The organism is Roseateles sp. Mitsp63, assembly GCF_059491535.1.
In genome coordinates this window covers 3,046,043-3,062,838 of sequence record NZ_CP168509.1, presented here as the reverse complement: position 1 = coordinate 3,062,838, position 16,796 = coordinate 3,046,043, and the positions used below count along the sequence as shown (strand labels likewise).

15 protein-coding genes are annotated in these 16,796 nt (G+C 70.7%); 6 read left to right on the top strand and 9 right to left on the bottom strand.

From position 1 onward, the window contains the following. Window positions 1-5: 5 nt before the first annotated feature. Complete coding sequence (locus tag ACEN96_RS13580; RefSeq protein ID WP_495588517.1) at window positions 6-920, bottom strand: LysR family transcriptional regulator; 915 nt, start codon at window positions 918-920, stop codon at window positions 6-8. A 223-nt stretch (window positions 921-1,143) separates the two neighbouring features. On the opposite strand from ACEN96_RS13580, the gene ACEN96_RS13575 reads away from it, so the two are divergent. Next, window positions 1,144-2,292, top strand: a complete 1,149-nt coding sequence (locus ACEN96_RS13575) for a lytic polysaccharide monooxygenase (protein WP_495588516.1) — start codon at window positions 1,144-1,146, stop codon at window positions 2,290-2,292. Window positions 2,293-2,335: 43 nt separating this feature from the next. Here ACEN96_RS13575 and ACEN96_RS13570 read toward each other — a convergent pair whose 3' ends face one another. Both ACEN96_RS13570 and ACEN96_RS13565 read right to left on the bottom strand, forming a co-directional pair. Further along, window positions 2,336-4,054 carry an NAD(P)/FAD-dependent oxidoreductase gene (locus tag ACEN96_RS13570; RefSeq protein WP_495588515.1) on the bottom strand — a complete coding sequence of 573 codons (1,719 nt, stop codon included), beginning with the start codon at window positions 4,052-4,054 and terminating at the stop codon, window positions 2,336-2,338. A gap of 135 nt (window positions 4,055-4,189) precedes the next feature. Then, a complete protein-coding gene (locus ACEN96_RS13565) occupies window positions 4,190-4,354 on the bottom strand; it encodes a hypothetical protein (RefSeq protein WP_279756418.1) in 165 nt (54 codons plus the stop codon). Between the two features lie 347 nt (window positions 4,355-4,701). On the opposite strand from ACEN96_RS13565, the gene ACEN96_RS13560 reads away from it, so the two are divergent. Continuing rightward, window positions 4,702-5,205 (top strand): hypothetical protein, encoded by a 504-nt coding sequence (locus ACEN96_RS13560; protein ID WP_495588609.1) that lies wholly within the window; start codon window positions 4,702-4,704, stop codon window positions 5,203-5,205. A 236-nt stretch (window positions 5,206-5,441) separates the two neighbouring features. Then, window positions 5,442-5,684 (top strand): hypothetical protein, encoded by a 243-nt coding sequence (locus tag ACEN96_RS13555; RefSeq protein ID WP_495588514.1) that lies wholly within the window; start codon window positions 5,442-5,444, stop codon window positions 5,682-5,684. Here ACEN96_RS13555 and ACEN96_RS13550 read toward each other — a convergent pair. From ACEN96_RS13550 to ACEN96_RS13540, 3 genes are all read right to left on the bottom strand, one after another. Further along, window positions 5,657-5,803: a hypothetical protein gene (locus tag ACEN96_RS13550; protein ID WP_495588513.1), complete on the bottom strand. Its 147-nt coding sequence runs from the start codon at window positions 5,801-5,803 to the stop codon at window positions 5,657-5,659. The genes ACEN96_RS13555 and ACEN96_RS13550 overlap by 28 nt on opposite strands. A gap of 32 nt (window positions 5,804-5,835) precedes the next feature. After that, window positions 5,836-6,378 carry a GAF domain-containing protein gene (locus ACEN96_RS13545; RefSeq protein ID WP_495588512.1) on the bottom strand — a complete coding sequence of 181 codons (543 nt, stop codon included), beginning with the start codon at window positions 6,376-6,378 and terminating at the stop codon, window positions 5,836-5,838. 169 nt (window positions 6,379-6,547) lie between these two features. Further along, on the bottom strand, window positions 6,548-6,970 hold the full coding sequence (locus ACEN96_RS13540; protein WP_495588511.1) for a hypothetical protein: 423 nt from the start codon (window positions 6,968-6,970) through the stop codon (window positions 6,548-6,550). Window positions 6,971-7,531: 561 nt separating this feature from the next. Between ACEN96_RS13540 and chrA the strand changes: the two genes are divergently transcribed. Then, the gene (chrA, locus tag ACEN96_RS13535; RefSeq protein WP_495588510.1) at window positions 7,532-8,905 is read left to right on the top strand and encodes a chromate efflux transporter; all 1,374 of its coding nucleotides are present in this window, start codon (window positions 7,532-7,534) and stop codon (window positions 8,903-8,905) included. Here the strand turns inward: chrA and ACEN96_RS13530 are convergent. Then, window positions 8,850-9,323 carry a MerR family transcriptional regulator gene (locus tag ACEN96_RS13530; RefSeq protein WP_495588509.1) on the bottom strand — a complete coding sequence of 158 codons (474 nt, stop codon included), beginning with the start codon at window positions 9,321-9,323 and terminating at the stop codon, window positions 8,850-8,852. The two genes, chrA and ACEN96_RS13530, sit on opposite strands and share 56 nt — an antisense overlap. A 91-nt stretch (window positions 9,324-9,414) precedes the next feature. On the opposite strand from ACEN96_RS13530, the gene ACEN96_RS13525 reads away from it, so the two are divergent. Together ACEN96_RS13525 and ACEN96_RS13520 are read left to right on the top strand one after the other, a co-directional pair. Next, window positions 9,415-10,671 carry an NADH:flavin oxidoreductase/NADH oxidase family protein gene (locus ACEN96_RS13525; protein ID WP_495588508.1) on the top strand — a complete coding sequence of 419 codons (1,257 nt, stop codon included), beginning with the start codon at window positions 9,415-9,417 and terminating at the stop codon, window positions 10,669-10,671. Between the two features lie 183 nt (window positions 10,672-10,854). Then, the gene (locus ACEN96_RS13520) at window positions 10,855-12,210 is read left to right on the top strand and encodes a 3-deoxy-D-arabino-heptulosonate 7-phosphate synthase (protein WP_495588507.1); all 1,356 of its coding nucleotides are present in this window, start codon (window positions 10,855-10,857) and stop codon (window positions 12,208-12,210) included. Here the strand turns inward: ACEN96_RS13520 and ACEN96_RS13515 are convergent. Together ACEN96_RS13515 and ggt are read right to left on the bottom strand one after the other, a co-directional pair. Further along, window positions 12,186-14,903 (bottom strand): EAL domain-containing protein, encoded by a 2,718-nt coding sequence (locus ACEN96_RS13515; RefSeq protein ID WP_495588506.1) that lies wholly within the window; start codon window positions 14,901-14,903, stop codon window positions 12,186-12,188. The genes ACEN96_RS13520 and ACEN96_RS13515 overlap by 25 nt on opposite strands. Window positions 14,904-15,058: 155 nt before the next feature. Next, window positions 15,059-16,729, bottom strand: coding sequence for a gamma-glutamyltransferase (ggt, locus tag ACEN96_RS13510; protein WP_495588608.1), 1,671 nt, complete (start codon window positions 16,727-16,729; stop codon window positions 15,059-15,061). Window positions 16,730-16,796 lie beyond the last annotated feature (67 nt).

Here is a 16,796-nt window from a genome sequence, read left to right as displayed (position 1 = left end):
GCGGTTCACTTGGAGCCGCCGTTGGGGTCGTTCTTCGCGGCGGGACACAGCGCCTCGACGAAGCGTTGCACCACCGTGGGCAGGCGCTCCTGGCGCGCGACACCGAGCACGTAATCGCGCTGGGCCCAGGTTTCATCGAGGTCGAGGCGGCGCACGTCGAAGACCTGCGCGAAACGGCGCGCCGGCGCGTCGGGCAGCACGGCGACGCCCATGCCGGCCTCGACCAGCTGCGCGATCGCGTCGAAGCCGCGCACCTGCAGCCGCGCCTTGAGCGTGCGGCCGCGGGTCATCGCCTCCTGCAGCATCAGTTCCTGCGCGGCGGCGCCGCTGTGCAGGCCGACGAGGTCGTGCTCCAGCAGGTCGTCGAAGTTGACCGACGCGCGGCCGGCCAGCTCGTGGGCGGCGGGCACCAGCACCGACAGACGGCCGGTGCGGTACGCCCAGGTCTGCAGCCGGTTGTCGAGCAGCGGCGCGGTGAAGACGCCCACATCGGCGCGGCCTTCGGCGACGGCGGCCTGGACCTCGGCGGAGGTCTGGTCCTCGAGGCTGATGCGGATCTGCGGATGGGCCTGGGAGAACGCGGCGAGATCGGGCGGCAGCGCCTCGGCGATCGCGCCGGCGTTGGCGGCGATGCGCAGGTGGCCCTTGATGCCGCGGGCGAACTCGACGACCTCGCTCTCCAGCGCATGCAGCGAGGCATGCAGCGAACGGATGTGGCGCACCAGCGCGCGGCAGGCCTCGGTGGGCTCGACGCCGCGGGCGCGGCGCTCGAACAGCTGCACGCCCAGACGCGTTTCGAGGTCGGAGATGCGCTTGCTCGCCGCGGCCAGCGCCAGATGCTCGCGCTCGGCCCCACGGGTGATGGATCGGGTCTGTTCGATCGCCAACACGAGATTCAGGGTGGTGAGGTCGAGGCGCATGGGTGGGCGGCGGCTGGGTTGAACTGTAGCCTTCGCTCAAAGAGCAAGACTATGGTCGTTCATGATAATCCCTTCGCCCGAAACGAAAGCTAGAAAATCTTAGGCGACCGTCGTTACTGTTGTTCGGCTTGTATTGGTCTTCTTCAGGTCCTATGGTGGTCCTGCTTTGGTGTGGTGTCGGGCCACTCACCGGGCGCCAAATCCACCACTTTCAGGAGACCCCATGTCAATCCGAGCCCGAACCCCCGGCGCTTTCGCGCTGGCCGCGCTGTCGGCGGCGCTGAGCGCCCTGCTGGCGCCCGGCGCCGCCCTCGCCCACGGCGCGCCCGAGTTCCCGATCTCGCGCCAGTACAACTGCTTCAAGAATCCGTCGCTGCCGGCCTGCCAGGCCGCGATCGCCTACGGCGGCGAGCAGGCCATCTACGACTGGAACGGTGTCAACCAGGCCAATGCCAACGGCAACCACCGGGCGGTCGTGCCCGATCTCAAGATCTGCGCCGGCGGGCAGGAGAAGTTCAAGGGCTTCGACCTCGCGCGGGCGGATTGGCCGGCCACCGCGTATTCGCCGGGCGCCGATGGCAAGTACGAGTACCGCTACAACGCCACCGCGCCGCACCGCTCGCTGAACTGGACCTTCTTCCTGACGCGCGACGGCTGGAATCCCGCCACGTCGCCGCTGCGCTGGTCCGACCTGGAGCAGGTGCAGCAGCTCGGGCCGGACCAGATCGTCACCAGCGGCAAGACGATCTACACGATGAAGCTCACGCTCCCCAGGCGCACCGGCAAGCATGTGCTGTTCTCGGCCTGGCAGCGCTCGGACAGCACCGAGGCGTTCTACGCCTGCTCCGACGTCGACTTCGGCGGCGGCACCACGCCGCCCGGCACGCCCTCGGACATGAAGCAGATCGGCCAGGTCTCGGCGGCGCAGGACCTGCCGGCGGGCAGCGCGGTGAAGCTGCGCGTGTTCAACGGCGCGGGCAACGACCTGGAGACGATCTCGATCACGCTGACCGCCGCGGCGGCCAAGGCCGTGTGGCTCGGCCAGATCGCCACCCAGGTCAACCAGACCTCGGGCTATCTGAAGGTCGGCACGCTGCAAGGCGGCAATGTCATCGTGCCCAGCGGCGCGACCGTGATGGACGTCTACCTGCAGCACGCCAGCTCGGGGGCGAGCTACGCGATGGACGTGGTGCTGCCGACGACGCCGCCCAACCCGCCCGGCAGCACCGCCTGGGCCGAGGGCGCGAGCTACACGGTGGGGCAGGTCGTGAGCTACCAGGGCCGGCAGTACCGCTGCCTGCAGGCGCACACCGCCTACGCGGGCGCCGGCTGGACGCCGGCGGCCTCGCCCACGCTGTGGCAGGCGCTCTGAGCTGACGCGCCGGCCGGGGGCTCCGCGCGCGGGGCTCCCGGGGTCAGGCGTCGATGTTGGCGTTGATGCTGGCGCCGATGCTGGCGTCCAGGCCCAGGACGCTGCGGCCGACGGCCTCGGCGACCTCGATGCCATCGACGCCGGCGGACATGATGCCGCCGGCGTAACCGGCGCCCTCGCCCGCCGGATAGAGACCGCGGACGTTCAGGCTCTGATAGTCCTTGCCGCGCGTGATGCGCAGCGGCGACGAGGTCCGCGTCTCGACGCCGGTGAGCACCGCGTCGTTCATCGAGAAGCCGCGGATCTGGCGCTCGAAGGCGGGCAGCGCCTCGCGGATCGCGTCGAGCGCGTACTCCGGCAGGCTGCCCAAGCCCTTCTGCTGCAGGTCGGTCATCGTGACGCCGGGCTTGTAGCTCGGCTCGACGCTGCCCAGCGCGGTGCTGCGCTGGCGCTTGATGAAGTCGCCGACCAGGGCGGCCGGCGCCAGGTAGCGGCCCTCGCCCAGCTCATAGGCGCGCGACTCCCAGAAGCGCTGGAACGCGAAGCCGTCGAGCGGGTTCACCGCGCTGCCGTCCTTCTTGCCGTCCTGGCGATAGTCCTCGGGCGAGATGCCGACGACGATGCCCGCGTTGGCGTTGCGCTCGGCGCGGGAGTACTGGCTCATGCCGTTGGTGACGACGCGGTGGGGCTCCGAGGTCGCCGCGACGACGGTGCCGCCCGGGCACATGCAGAAGCTGTAGACCGAGCGGCCGTTGCCCGCGTGATGGACCAGCTTGTAGTCGGCCGCGCCCAGGATCGGATGGCCGGCGTTCGGGCCGAAGCGGGCCTTGTCGATGATCGACTGCGGATGCTCGATGCGATAGCCGATGGAGAAGGGCTTGGCCTCCATGTAGACGCCGCGGCCATGCAGCATCGTGAAGGTGTCGCGGGCGCTGTGGCCCAGCGCGACCACGACGTGGTCGGCGCGGATCTGCTCGCCGGATTCGAGCGTCACGCCGCGCACGTGGCGCTGGCCATCGGCATCGGGCTCGATGAGCAGGTCGGTGACCTTCTGCTGGAAGCGGATCTCGCCGCCCAGGCGTTCGATCTCGGCGCGCATCTTGATGACCATGCTCACCAGCCGGAAGGTGCCGATGTGCGGCTTGCTGACGAAGAGGATCTCCTCGGGCGCGCCGGCTTTGACGAACTCGGTCAGCACCTTGCGGGTCAGGAAGCGCGGATCGGAGATCTGGCTGTAGAGCTTGCCGTCGGAGAAGGTGCCGGCGCCGCCCTCGCCGAACTGGACGTTGGATTCGGGGTCGAGCACGCTCTCGCGCCACAGGCCCCAGGTGTCCTTGGTGCGCTCGCGGACCTGCTTGCCGCGCTCCAGCACGATGGGCCGCAGGCCCATCTGCGCCAGGATCAGCGCGGCGAAGAGGCCGCAGGGGCCGAAGCCGATGACCACGGGGCGCGGACGGCCGGCGGCGAAGAAGTCGGCCGGCGCGTGACCGGCGAAGCGGTAGGCGGTGTCGGGCGAGGGCTTGATGTGCGCGTCGCCGGCGTGGCGCTTGAGCAGCGCGGCTTCGGCGGCGGCGTCGCCGACATCGCAGTCGACGGAGTAGATCAGCACCATCGCGGACTTCTTGCGCGCGTCATAGCTGCGCTTGAAGACGGTGAAGGCCTGGAGCTGGGCGTCCGGGATGCCGAGCCGCTGGAGGACGGCGGGACGCAGGGCCTCCTCGGGATGGTTGAGGGGCAGGCGGAGTTCGTTGATGCGGATCATGGCGATTGATCGGGCAGCGGCAGGGGCGGGTCATGCCGGCGAGCGCCGCGGCGCGGCACGGCTGAAAGCAAAACAGGCCCCGCCGCGGGGGCGTGGGCCTGTTGCCGGATCGATGGGGTCTTGCTCCCCGCGATCTCAACCCGAGTGCGGACGCTTGCCCGGGTTCTTCTTCGAGCGGGTGTGCGAGCCGCGCTCGAGGCTGCTCTTCTGGCCACGGTGCGAGGTGACGGTCACGCCCTTGGGCGCGACGGGACGCGGGGAAGCCTTGCGATCGGCTTCGGTGATGATCTTGTTGCCCATGTTGGCTCCGGTAATGAACTGAGAAACACCTGCCCGAAGTCACAGACTCGCCGGCCTCGGGCCCGAGCGGGCGACCGGCAGCCTAGAGCAGCGTCGGAAATACGGTGAAGGGCGGGAGTTTACACGCGCTGATGCCCCGGGGCGAAGCGCAGGCGGCGCACGCTGTCGCCGACGCGGCCGCTCTTCCTACAGACGAGCGGCCGCGCGCGGCCTAAGGTCGTCGAATGGAACCCTCCGACGCCGATTCCAGGCCCAAGCCCAAGCCCGACACCGCGGCCAATCCCGGGGCGATTCCCGGGGCGATGCCCGCTGCCCGCCGGGAAGCGCCCTCCCCCGGCGAGGACGCCGTGCCCGCGCTGCTGCGCGGCTTCTCCGTCGTGCATGCGGCGCTGGCGCTGCTCTTCACCGCGATGGCGCTGCTGCTGCTGGTGATCGCCGCGCGGGAGATCTGGATGGCGATGCGCCTGGAGCTGAACGACGAGGCCGCGCAGCTCGTGATCGAGGCGATGGGCGTGCTCGCCGCGGCCGTGGTGGCGCTGCAGATCGCGCAGACGATCACCGAGGAGGAAGTCATCCGCAGCGCCCACATCAGCGCGCCGACGCGGGTGCGGCGCTTCCTGTCGCGCTTCATGGTGGTGATCGTGGTGGCGCTCGCGGTGGAGGCGCTCGTGGCGACGTTCCGCGCGGCGCACGCGGACTCGACCTTGCTGCTGCACGCGGCGGCGATGGTGCTCGCGGTGGGCGCGCTGCTCACGGGATGGGGGCTGTTCATCCGCCTCAATCGCGCCGCCGAGGAACTCGAGCCCGAGGCCATGCAGGAGGCGAAGCGGGAGGATCACAAGCTGAAGTGAGTCGGCGCGCCTACTGGTCCAAGGCACCCCATCGTCGATGCGTACTGGATCCAGTCATGGCGTCATTCGTCGCCGCTGGCGACGATGGGTAGCAGGACGACACCATGAGCTGCCTGACCGATGCTGATCCTCCCCAATCCGTCGACGCGGACGCTGCCGACACCAACACCCGGACCGATGCCGCCCGCGAGCCATGACGCCTCGCAAGTCCTGTCCCCGCCATCCGGAGGTGTTCCGTGCTGAGCCGCCAGCTCACCACGCGCGATGCGTTCCAGGCGCTGTGCGATCGCGTTGATCAAGCCCGGGAGCTCGCCCAGCTGATGCTGCCGACCGACTCCGACGCCCGTCAGGTCAACGACCGCGAGCGGGTGATCCGTCTGCTCGACGAGATCGACGCCCTGCTGCGCATCGTGTCCGTCATGCTGTTCGAGGATCAGCGCTATCGATTGACTCAGCCGATGTCGGACCTCGAGTCATGAATCAGGACAACGCCCCCGTGCGCCGTCGGCCACTGCCAGGCCTGGTAGGCCTGCGCCTCGCAATGGCGATCGGGCGCGCTGAGTTCCAGGCACTCCGACAGCAGCGTGGGAATGGACATCGAACCTGACATCACGGGAAAGGCGCCGCGATTCAATCGTTCAGGAACGGCATCGTGTCCTGGAAGTTCTGCACCTCGACCTTGCGAGCCACCAGTTTGGCGCAGCCCTTCAAGCGCGAGAGATCCTGCATCTGCAGTCCAGGATTCGGGTGGCCGCTGAAGCAGCACACGGTGCCGAAGATCCGGCCGTCGGACAGCACCACCGGCGTGCTCAGATGCGCGCCGATGGGTGCCGGCGTGGGCGGCAGCTGGTACTGCCCGGCCACCACCGAGGCGTTCGTCATCAGCTCCGGCGCGCGCCCCTCGACGATGCGCTGGCAGTAACTCTGCTCCAGCGGCGCGGAATCGCCCACCTGCACGCCGATTTCCGACTCGCCATCGACAAAGCGGAACACGCGCTCCCCGTCCTGGAACTCGGACACGAACACGACATCCATGCCCAGTTGCTCGCGCAGCCCACGCAGCACGTCGCTGATGCGCGCATCGAGGTCCGGATCGAAGCTGTCCGACGTGGCCGCCAGCAACTCGGAAATGGCGACATCAAGGGAGTGAGCGGTGAACGGACGGTCGTACATCGAGACGCGGTGAATGGCGGTGAACGGGATTGACGGACCATGCTACCCATTCGCCAAGCTGGCCCGGCGCCGGATGCGTGGCGCCTGGGTTACGGCTTGTAGCGACTGGTGCGGCATGCGCCCCCCTCACGGGAGGCTTCGGATCGTCGGATCGCCGGACTTGGGAACCTCACAGGCTCTCCATCGCGCGCTCCTGCGCCTGCTCCTTCAGCGTGCCGCCCTTGGGCGCGAGCAGTTCGCGCGCGTTGGGGATGCCGGATCCCGCCGAGGCCGGCGCCACCGGTGCCTTGTAGCCCGGCACCACCGTCACGGCCCCGCCCTTGACCTTCTGCTCGGTGCTGCCCGCCGGGCAGGCATCGTTGGTGTACAGCACGCTGCCGCCCACCAGGCAGCGGCGCGGCGCGCCCGACGGGGCCGCCGGCCGGTCCTGCGCGCCCGCGGCCGAAGGCTTGTCGTTGTCGAAGCGGATCTTGGGCACCTCGACGTTCTCCACCTGGCGCGCGGCATCGCGCAGGAAGGGGATCTCGTCCCGCTTCTTCCATCCAATGACGCCTGCCACCGCCACGAGGACGAGGAGCAACACAGCACGCATGACTTCTTCTCCCTGATTCAAGCCGGCCAGTTGTTTCGAATTGATGCGGCGCGGCGGGTGCGCATGATAGCCACGGCAGCACTGCCTGCGCCGCTGGCCCTCACCCCTCCCGCAAGCGGGCGGGGGGGTAAGCGCCGGACGTCGTAGTAATAAACCCCCTCGCCCCAGCGGGGAGAGGGAGGGGAGAGGGGACTCGTGCCACAGCGCCGCTGCCCTTCGAAGCACCCCCTCTCCCCTGCCCTCTCCCCCCTCGCGGGGGGCGAGGGAGTTCTTGCCGGCAGCGCTCGCTCGTTCCTACACCCTCTCCCCCCTCGCGGGGGGCGAGGGAGTTCTTGCCGGCAGCGCTCGCTCGTTCCTACACCCTCGCCCCCGCGGGGAGAGGGAGGGGAGAGGGGGCTCGTGCCACAGCGCCGCTGTCCGTCGAAGCGCGCCGGCGGTTGCGCGCCCGAAGCGCGCCGCTTCGCGGGAGAGGGTGCAAGGGAGGCCTTGGCATGAGGCACACTGCGCGCCAGTCCGTTGTTCGCGGCCCGCGTCAGGTCCGCATGCCGCCAGCCTCCGCGCATGACCCGTCCGACCGATTCCCCAGCCGCGCCCGCTTCGCCCCTGGAGCGCCCCTCCCCCGTCTCCTTCCGGGAAGCCTTCCGCTTCTGGCTGAAGCTGGGCTTCATCAGTTTCGGCGGCCCGGCCGGGCAGATCGCGATCATGCATGCCGAGCTGGTCGAGCGCCGCCGCTGGATCAGCGAGCGGCGCTTCCTGCACGCGCTCAACTACTGCATGCTGCTCCCCGGCCCGGAGGCCCAGCAGCTCGCCACCTACATCGGCTGGCTGATGCACCGCACCCGGGGTGGCCTCGTCGCCGGCGGCCTGTTCGTGCTGCCATCGCTGGTCATCCTCATCGCGCTGTCCTGGATCTACGTCGCCTTCGGCACCCTGCCCGCGGTCGCGGGCATCTTCCACGGCATCAAGCCGGCCGTCACCGCGCTCGTGCTCCACGCCGCGCACCGCATCGGCCGCCGCGTGCTGCGCAACGGCTGGCTCTGGGGCATCGCCGCCGCGGCACTGGTGGCGATCCTCCTCGACCTGCCCTTCCCGTTGATCGTGCTGGGCGCGGGCCTCATCGGCGCGATCGGCGCGCGATTCGCGCCCCAGGTGTTCTCGGGCGGCCCCGCGCACGCCGCCACGCAGGCCGGCTACGGTCCCGCGCTGATCGACGACGACACCCCCACGCCCGCCCACGCCCTCTTCACCCGAGCCCGCCTGGCCCGCGTGCTGATCGTGGGCGTCGGACTGTGGCTCGCCGCGATGGCCGCGCTCATCGCCGTGTACGGCCTCGACGGCGCATTCACGCAGATGGGCCTGTTCTTCACCAAGGCCGCGCTGCTGACCTTCGGCGGCGCCTACGCGGTCCTGCCCTACGTCGTGCAGGGCGCCGTCGAGCATCACCACTGGGCCACCGGGCCGCAGATGATCGACGGCCTCGCGCTCGGCGAGACCACGCCAGGCCCGCTGATCATGGTGGTCGCGTTCGTGGGCTTCGTCGGCGGATGGAAGGAGCAGGTCTTCGGTCCGGACGCGCTGTTCGCCGCCGGCGCCACCGCCGCCGCGGTGGTCACCTTCTTCACCTTCCTGCCGTCCTTCGTCTTCGTGCTGGCCGGCGGGCCGGTCATCGAGGCCACCCATGGCGACCTGCGCCTGACCGCGCCGCTGACGGCGATCACCGCCGCGGTCGTCGGCGTCATCGTGAACCTGGCGCTGTTCTTCGCCGGACACGTGTTCTGGCCGCAGGGGCTGAGCGGACCTTTCGACGCCGTGTCCGCGCTGATCGCCGCCGCGGCGGCGATCGCGCTGTTCCGATTCAAGTGGGGGGTGCTGCCGCTGCTCAGCGCATGCGGCGCGCTCGGGCTCGCGCTGGCGATGGCGCTGCCGCCGGCGTGACGGCGGCGGCATCGAGCGCCCCTTCCATCGACGCCAGGAAGGCCTCCTGGTCGAAGCATTCGCCCTGGGCCCAGTTCTCCTGGCAGGTCCTGCTCAGCCGTTCCAGCTCCGCGTCCTGCGCATCGAGTTCGGCCCGCATGCGGGCGATCTCCTCGCGGCGCCGCTGCAGGTTGGCCTGCACCAGCTCCTGCGGCAGCCGGCCGTCCACTTCCTGCGCCAGCGCCTGCCGGATGCCATCGAGCGAGAACCCGAGCCGCTGCGACAGCTGGATGAACTGCAGCCGCTGCAGCGTCTCCGGTCCGTAGTCGCGATAGCCGTTCAAGCCGCGCTCGCCCGGCGGCAGCAGCCCGCTCGCCTCATAGAACCGGATCGCCGATGGCTTGATCCCGAGCTGTTTCGCCAGTTCTCCAATCCGCATGCCCCACCTCTTGACCTTCAACTCAACTTGAAGCTTACGCTGGCGGCCTTCTCCCTTTCAAACCGCCCCTTTTTCCGGCGGGTCCACGTCCATGTCGATCGCTGCTTCGTCCGCCCTGCACCTGCCGCTGGTCCTGCCCAGCGGCCAGACCCTGAAGAACCGCATCGCGAAGGCCGCGATGGAAGAGGCGCTCGCCGAACCCGGCCAACTGCCCGGCGCCAGCAGCGAGGCGCTCTACCGCCGCTGGGCCGAGGGCGGCGCCGGCCTGCTGATCACCGGCAACGTCATGATCGCGCCCGACGCGCTGACCGGCCCTGGCGGGCTGGTGCTCGAGGCCGGCACGCCGCTGGCGCCCTTCCGCGCCTGGGCCCGCGCCGCGCAGACCGGCGGCGCCAAGGTCTGGATGCAGATCAATCATCCCGGCCGGCAGGTCTTCGCCGCGCTGGGCAATCCGGGCTATGCGCCGTCCGAGGTCGCGCTCGAGATGGGCAAGCACGGCAAGCTGTTCGCGCCGGTCCGCGCGCTGACCGGTCCCGAGATCGCCGCCATCGTGCGCCGCTTCGCCGACACCGCCCGCGCCGCGCGCGAGGCCGGCTTCGACGGCGTGCAGGTCCACGCAGCCCATGGCTATCTGCTGTCGCAGTTCCTGTCGCCGCTGGCAAACCGCCGCGACGACGGCTACGGCGGTCCGATCGCGCATCGCGCCCGGCTGCTGCTCGAGGTCGTGCGGGCCGTCAAGGCGGAGGGCGGCCCGGGCTTCGCCATCGCGGTGAAGCTCAACAGCGCTGATTTCCAGCGCGGCGGCTTCGACGAGGCTGACGCGCGCGCGGTCGTCGAGATGCTGAACGCCGAAGGCATCGACCTGCTCGAGCTCTCCGGCGGCAGCTACGAGAGCCCCGCGATGCAAGGCAGCACCGCCGACGGCTGTACGCTGGCGCGCGAGGCCTACTTCCTGGAGTTCGCGCAAGACCTGGCCCGGCACGCGCGCATGCCGGTGATGACGACCGGCGGCATCCGCCGGCGCGCCGTCGCCGAACGCGTGCTGGCGGGCGGGATCGCGGTGGTGGGGCTGGGTACGGCGCTCGCGTATGAGCCGGACCTGCCGGCGCGCTGGATCAGCGCCGAGGCGGTCGCCGAGCCCGTGACCGTGACGTGGAAGAACAAGGTGCTGAGCGCCCTCGCGACGATGGCGCTGGCGCGGCGGCAGCTGGCGCGCATGGCCTCCGGCGCGGCGCCGTCGCGGCGCGTGTCGCCGCTGGTGACGCTGCTGATGGACCAGTGGCGCGCGTCGCGGCTCACGCGCCGCTATCGCGCCTGGCGGGCGTCCGCGGCGTTGCCGCAGCGCTGATCGCGGCGCTGACCAGGGCGCACGAGGGGGACACAATGGCGCCTCACCGCGCTGTCGGCGCGCTTTCGACGCCTTGTCGCCCCCATGCCGTCCCCTTCGCCGCCTCTGCCTTCGTCATCGCCCGAGCCGCGTCCGGGATGCGGGCCGCTCCCGCTCCCGCTCCCGCCCGCGATCGCGGACCGGTTGAAGCTCGCCGCGCGGCGCTTCCGCGCGCCGGCCCTGCCGGACTCGCTCGAGGAGGCGCGCGCCCGAGGCACCGCGACCGCGCTCGCCACCGCGATCGAGCGCGCGCGGCAGGCCCTGGCCGCCGGCTCGGCGCCGGGGGACGAGATCCGCGCGCTGTTCCTGGACGCGCTGGCGCGCCACATCGCCGAGGCCATGCGGCCGGAGCACGGCGATGCCGCGTTCCAGGCGATGGTGCTGCGCCATCGCTCGCCGGCCGTGCGCGAGTTCGCCTCGCTCAACGCGCATGCGGAGCGGGACCGGCGGCAGATCCGCTCGGGGGTCAATGCACTCGCCCATCCGGAGAAGCTGCAGCGCCAGCCGCCCGGCCCGATCCGGGACACGCTGCAGCGCGCGCAAGAGGCGAGCACCGCCGGCGACTGGTCCAGCGTCGCTGAGCCGATCCTGGACCTCATGGCCTTGCCCGAGGTCCAGGACGATCCCGTGCTGTTTCGCAGCCTGGAGCGGGTCGTCTTCGATGACGCGTTCACACGGCTGCGCCGGATCGACGCGCTGTCCAAGCTGGCGGAGGTCGAGCGTTATCGCGCGCTATGGGCGCGGCAAGGCCCCGCGGCAGGCACCGAGCTGGCCGCGTCGACCGGCACCGGCGCGCAGCGGCGCGGCGACGCCGTGGAGGCGTTGGCCGCCGCGGCGCTTCAGGCCCTGGCCGACCGCCTGAATGCGCAGGCCGAGGCGGCCCGGGACGCTTCGCGCTACCGCATCGCGACCTCGCTGCGCGTGCCATCCTCGCTGGGCGGCGATGCGCATGGCGCGAAGAGCGAATGGGACGCCGCGCTGCTGCGCCGCCATGAGGCGGACCAGGCCTGGGACCTGTGCCTGATCGTCGAGGCCAAGGCCTCGCCCGACGCCGCGACCACCGACCTGCCCCGTCTGTTGCGAGGGCTTCGCGTGCTTGCGCGCGCGGACATCGACACGGACTATCCGTTCGCCGCGCGCGGCGGCGAGGTCTGGCTGCGTGGCGCCTCGCTGGCCGCGTTGCCGACCGAGGAAGCCGGCCTCGCCCGCGCGGTGATCTATTGCAGCGACGGGGATGTCGAGCGCGCGCCGCGTCCGCTCAACGCCGCGAGCCGGATGCAGCTGCTGTCCGCGGAGGCCAGCCTGGCGGCCGCCGCGCGGCTCGAGGACGGCGCCGCGCCGGACCCGTCGGCGCTCACGCCGGTCTGGCGCCAGTTGCTCGAATCACCGGCCTTCAGCCCGGTGCTGCGTCAGTACCTGACGCTGCGCACCGTGCGCGAGCTGATGCTGCATCCGCACGACCTGATGGCCGCGGTTCAGGCAGAGCCCGGCGCCACATAGGCATCCAGCCACGCCGGGAATTCCTGCGCCGGCATCGGACGGCCGAGCAGGTAACCCTGCGCGGTATCGCAGCCCAGCGCGCGCAGACACTGCCAGTCCTCCAGGGTTTCGACGCCTTCGGCGACGACCGAGCGGCCCAGGTCGTGCGCCAGGTCCACCGTCGATCGCACGATCGTCACGCAGTCAGGGCTCTGTCCCATGCGGCGCACGAAGGACTGGTCGATCTTGATGCTTGACACCGGCAGACGCGCCAGATAACTCAGCGACGAATAGCCGGTGCCGAAGTCGTCGATGTACAGCGCGATGCCCAGCCCGCGCAGCTCTCCCAGCACGCGCATCGTGAACTCCGGATCCTCCATCGCGACGCTCTCGGTGATCTCGAGCTCCAGCAGCGAGGCCGGCACGCCGGCATCCCGCAGCTGCCGCGCGACGAGCCCGGGCAGGGCCTCGTCACGCAGGTTGCGGGCCGACAGGTTGACGGCGATCGGCAGGGGCAGACCGCACGCGGCGCTGACGGCCAGCCGCTCCAGCACCGCATGCAGCATCCAGTCCGTCAACGGCTTGATCAGCCCGGTCTGCTCGGCCAGCGTGATGAACTCGCCGGGCATGACCAGTCCTCGCTCCGGATGTTGCCAACGCACCAGGGCCTCGGCGCCGGCAACCGCGCCGGTGGCCATGTCGACCTTGGGCTGCAGGTACAGGCGCAGTTCGCCATGCTCGATCGCCCGGCGCAGTTCGCCGGCCATCTGCAGACGCGCGGGCTGCTCGCGCGCGACCTCGGGATCGAAGACGACGGCCCCCAGCCCCACGTCACGGCTGCGGCGGGTCGCGATGTCCACGTGGCGCAGCAGGTCGCGGACGGTAGTGCCGTGATGGGGGAAGCAGGCAATGCCCAGGCTGGCCCGCAGGTCGATCGGAATGCCGGCAATGGCCGCCGGCGCGCGCAGCGCGTCCTGGATCCGTCCGGCGACCTTCATCGCCGCGGTGCGCTCGGCGCCCGGCAGCAGCACGGCGAACTCGTCGCCGCGCAGCCGCGCGAGTTCCCCCTCGCCCTCGACCGCGGCGCGCAGCCGGCCGGCGAAATCCCGCAGCAGCTGATCGCCATGGTCGAAGCCCAGCGCATCGTTGACATCGCGCAGTTGCTCAAGGTTGACCTGCACGACCGAGAACGGCTGTCCTCGATCCGCGCCGTCGGCCAAGGCCGTGCGCAAGCGCGCGCTGAACGAATGCTCGTTGGCCAGGCCCGTCAATCCGTCCTCCGAGACGAGACGGCGCATCGCGACCTGCGTGCGCAACTGTTCCTCGCGCGCCCGCAAGGTGGCAATGCCGAAGGCCAGGTCTTCCGCCGATTCGCTCAGCAGATGGACCTCCTCGGCGTCGAAGGCGTCGGGCTCGGAGGCGTAGAGCGCCAGTGCGCCGATCAGCGCGCCGTCGACGAACAGCGGCATCGCCAGCCCCGAGGCCTGCCCGCCCAGGTGCCCCCGCCACAACGCATAGGACGGATCGGTGCGCATGTCCCGCACCAGGCGGACCTCGCCGGTGCGCGCCGCTCCCGCGGCCACGCCCTGGCCCCGCGCCTCGTCGGCCCAGGTGACGTCCAGATCGGCCAGTGCCCGCGCCCCGCCGGGATAGCCGCGCTCAGCCACCGGCAGGAGGCGCCGGCCCGGGCCCTCGTCGCGATACCAGACCACCGCGATCCCATACGCGCCGGCGCCGACGATGGCCTCGCACATCGCGGTCAGCAGCTCGGGCTCGGACCGCGCCCGCAGCATCGCGCGATTGCCGGCGCTGAGCGTGCGCAGCGCACGGGTGAAGTGCTCGAGCTCCTCCACGCGGCCGGCCAGTTCCTCGTTGAGCCCGCGGATCTGTTGTTCGCGCTCGCGCAGACGGATGGTGCGTTCGCCGACGCGCTGCTCCAGCACCTGGTTCTGTTCCGCGATGGCGCGGCGCGCCTGCGCCAGGCGCTCATAGCTGCGCGCGGTGGTGCGCAGCTGGCGGCGGATCAGCGCGTAGCTCAGCCCGAGCAGCGCGACCACCACCGCCGTGACCAGCGCAGCGCCGGCCAGCGCCCAGCGGCTGGCCAGGGCTTCGTCCTCGAGCGCCTGTTCCAGGCGTTGCTGCTCGCGATGGTCCATCGCGTCCAGCACCTGGAAGACGGCGGTCCGGGACTCCCGCAACGGCGCGGTCGCGGCGAAGGCCCCGGCCGCCTCGACCTGCCCGGATCGGCGCAAGGCCTCCACCTGCCGGGAGATCGCCAGGCGCAGATCGATCAGGCGCCGGAGTTCGTGCCAGTGCGCCAGTTGACGATCGTCGTCGCGCAAGGTGTCCAGGAGCTTCGCCATGGCGCTCTCGCGCCTTTGGATCGCGCGATCGCGATCGTCGACCTGCCGCTCCTCGCCGGAGATGCGGAAGCTCTGGCTGCTCAGCTCGGACTGCAGCGTCGCCGCCCGCACGTAGGCCAGATGCTGCAGATGCTCGCGGGCGCGGTTGGCGCTGGCCCCAGCGCGCTCGTGGACACGGGCGATGGCCCAGGTGCCGGCGAGCAAGGCGCCGACCACCAGCACGGCGGCCGCCAGGGTGCCGCCAACGCGAGCTTCCAGCACCGCCAGCGGGCTGCCTCTGCGGGCCTGCTGCGGGAGAGCGCCGTCCAGCGCATCCAACCGCCGCCACGTCGCCTCTTGTCCTCGTTCCATCGAGACCTCCCTGTCAAGGAAAGCGCTTCGACCGATTCTTGTGACGCCACGCAGCGGCAGGAAGACGGCGACCCCGGATCATGGTGTCGGCAAAACGACTACGGCGCGGTCCCGCCCGCGCCGGGTCAAGCGCGCGCTGAGGGGACCCGGCGGTTTCAATACCCCGCGGCCAGCCCCGTGTTGCGCCGCGGATCGTTCGCGCCGTAGAACCGGTTGTTGCCGACCGGCTTGCCGCCGAGCGACGGCGCGCCGACGATGATCGCCGCCAGGTGGTTGGCCGGCTGCGGCGCGCCCAGCTTGTGCCCCATCTGCTCGAGGATCCGCTTCGTGTCCGGCGACAGCGCATAAGGCTCGACGTTGGTCACATCCGGCAGCCACTGCTGGTGGAAGCGCGGCGCGTCCACCGCCTCCTGCACCGTCATGTCGTGGTCGATCGCGTTGAGCATCGTCTGCAGCACCGCCGTGATGATGCGGCTGCCACCCGGCGTGCCCACCACCATCACCGGCTTGCCGTCCTTGGTCACGATGGTCGGGCTCATCGACGACAGCGGCCGCTTCCCGGGCGCGATCGCGTTGGCCTCGCCCTGCACCAGGCCGTACATGTTGGGCACGCCCACCTTCGAGGTGAAGTCGTCCATCTCGTTGTTGAGCAGCACGCCGGTCTTCGCCGCCGTGACCTTCGCGCCGAACCAGTCGTTCAGCGTGTAGGTCACCGACACCGCATTGCCCCACTTGTCGGCGATCGAGTAGTGCGTCGTGTTGCTGCCCTCATGCGGCGGCACCCCCGGCTTGATCTGCATCGACACGCCCGCCTTCGCCGGATCGATCGCGGCGCGGATCTTCGCCGCGTAGTCCTTGTCCAGCAGCCGCTGCAGCGGGTTCTTCACGAAGTCGGGATCGCCCAGCGTGCTGTTGCGGTCCACGTAGGCATGCCGCATCGCCTCGATCATGTAGTGCGTGCCCTGCGCCGAGCCCCAGCCCAGCTGCCGCAGCGGATAGCCCTCGAGGATGTTGAGCATCTCGCAGATGATCACGCCGCCCGAGCTCGGCGGCGGCGCCGACACCACGTGGTAGCCGCGGTAGTCGCACTCCACCGGCGCGAGCTCGCGCGTGCGGTACTGGTCCAGGTCGGCCTGCGTCAGGATGCCCTTGCCCGCCTGGCTGGACTCGACCAGCGCCTTCGCCACCCAGCCCTTGTAGAAGCCGTCGGTGCCTTTGGCCGAAACCTCGCGCAGCGTCTTGGCCAGGTCCTTCTGCACCAGCTTGTCGCCGGCCTGGAAGGCCTGCCCCTGGTTCAGGAAGATGGCCGCCGAGGCCGGGTCGGCCTGGAAGTCCCTGGTCGCCGTCTGGAACATGTCGACGTCGCCCTGGTCCAGCGCGAAGCCGCGGTCCGCCAGCGCGATCGCCGGCGCGATCAGCGCCGTGCGCTTCATCGTGCCGTACTTCTCCCGCGCGTACTCCATGCCCGACACCGTGCCCGGCACGCCCACCGCCAGATGGCCATGGGTGCTCAGGCCCTTGACGACGTTGCCGTCCTTGTCCAGGTACATGTTGGCCGTCGCGGCCAGCGGCGCCTTCTCGCGGAAATCGAGGAAGGTCTTGCGACCGTCGGCCAACTGGATGGTCATGAAGCCGCCACCCCCGAGATTGCCCGCCGCCGGATACACGACCGCGAGCGCGTAGCCCACCGCCACCGCCGCGTCGACCGCGTTGCCGCCGTCCTTCAGCACGTCGACGCCCACACGCGTCGCCAGATGCTGCGCCGTCACCACCATGCCGTTCTGGGCGGCCACCGGCGCGGCGGACGCCGCCAGCGACGCCTCCATCGGCGCGAACGCGACGCTCGCGGTCACCGCCGCGGCGCAGACAAGCCATCGGAAAGTCTTCATGAGC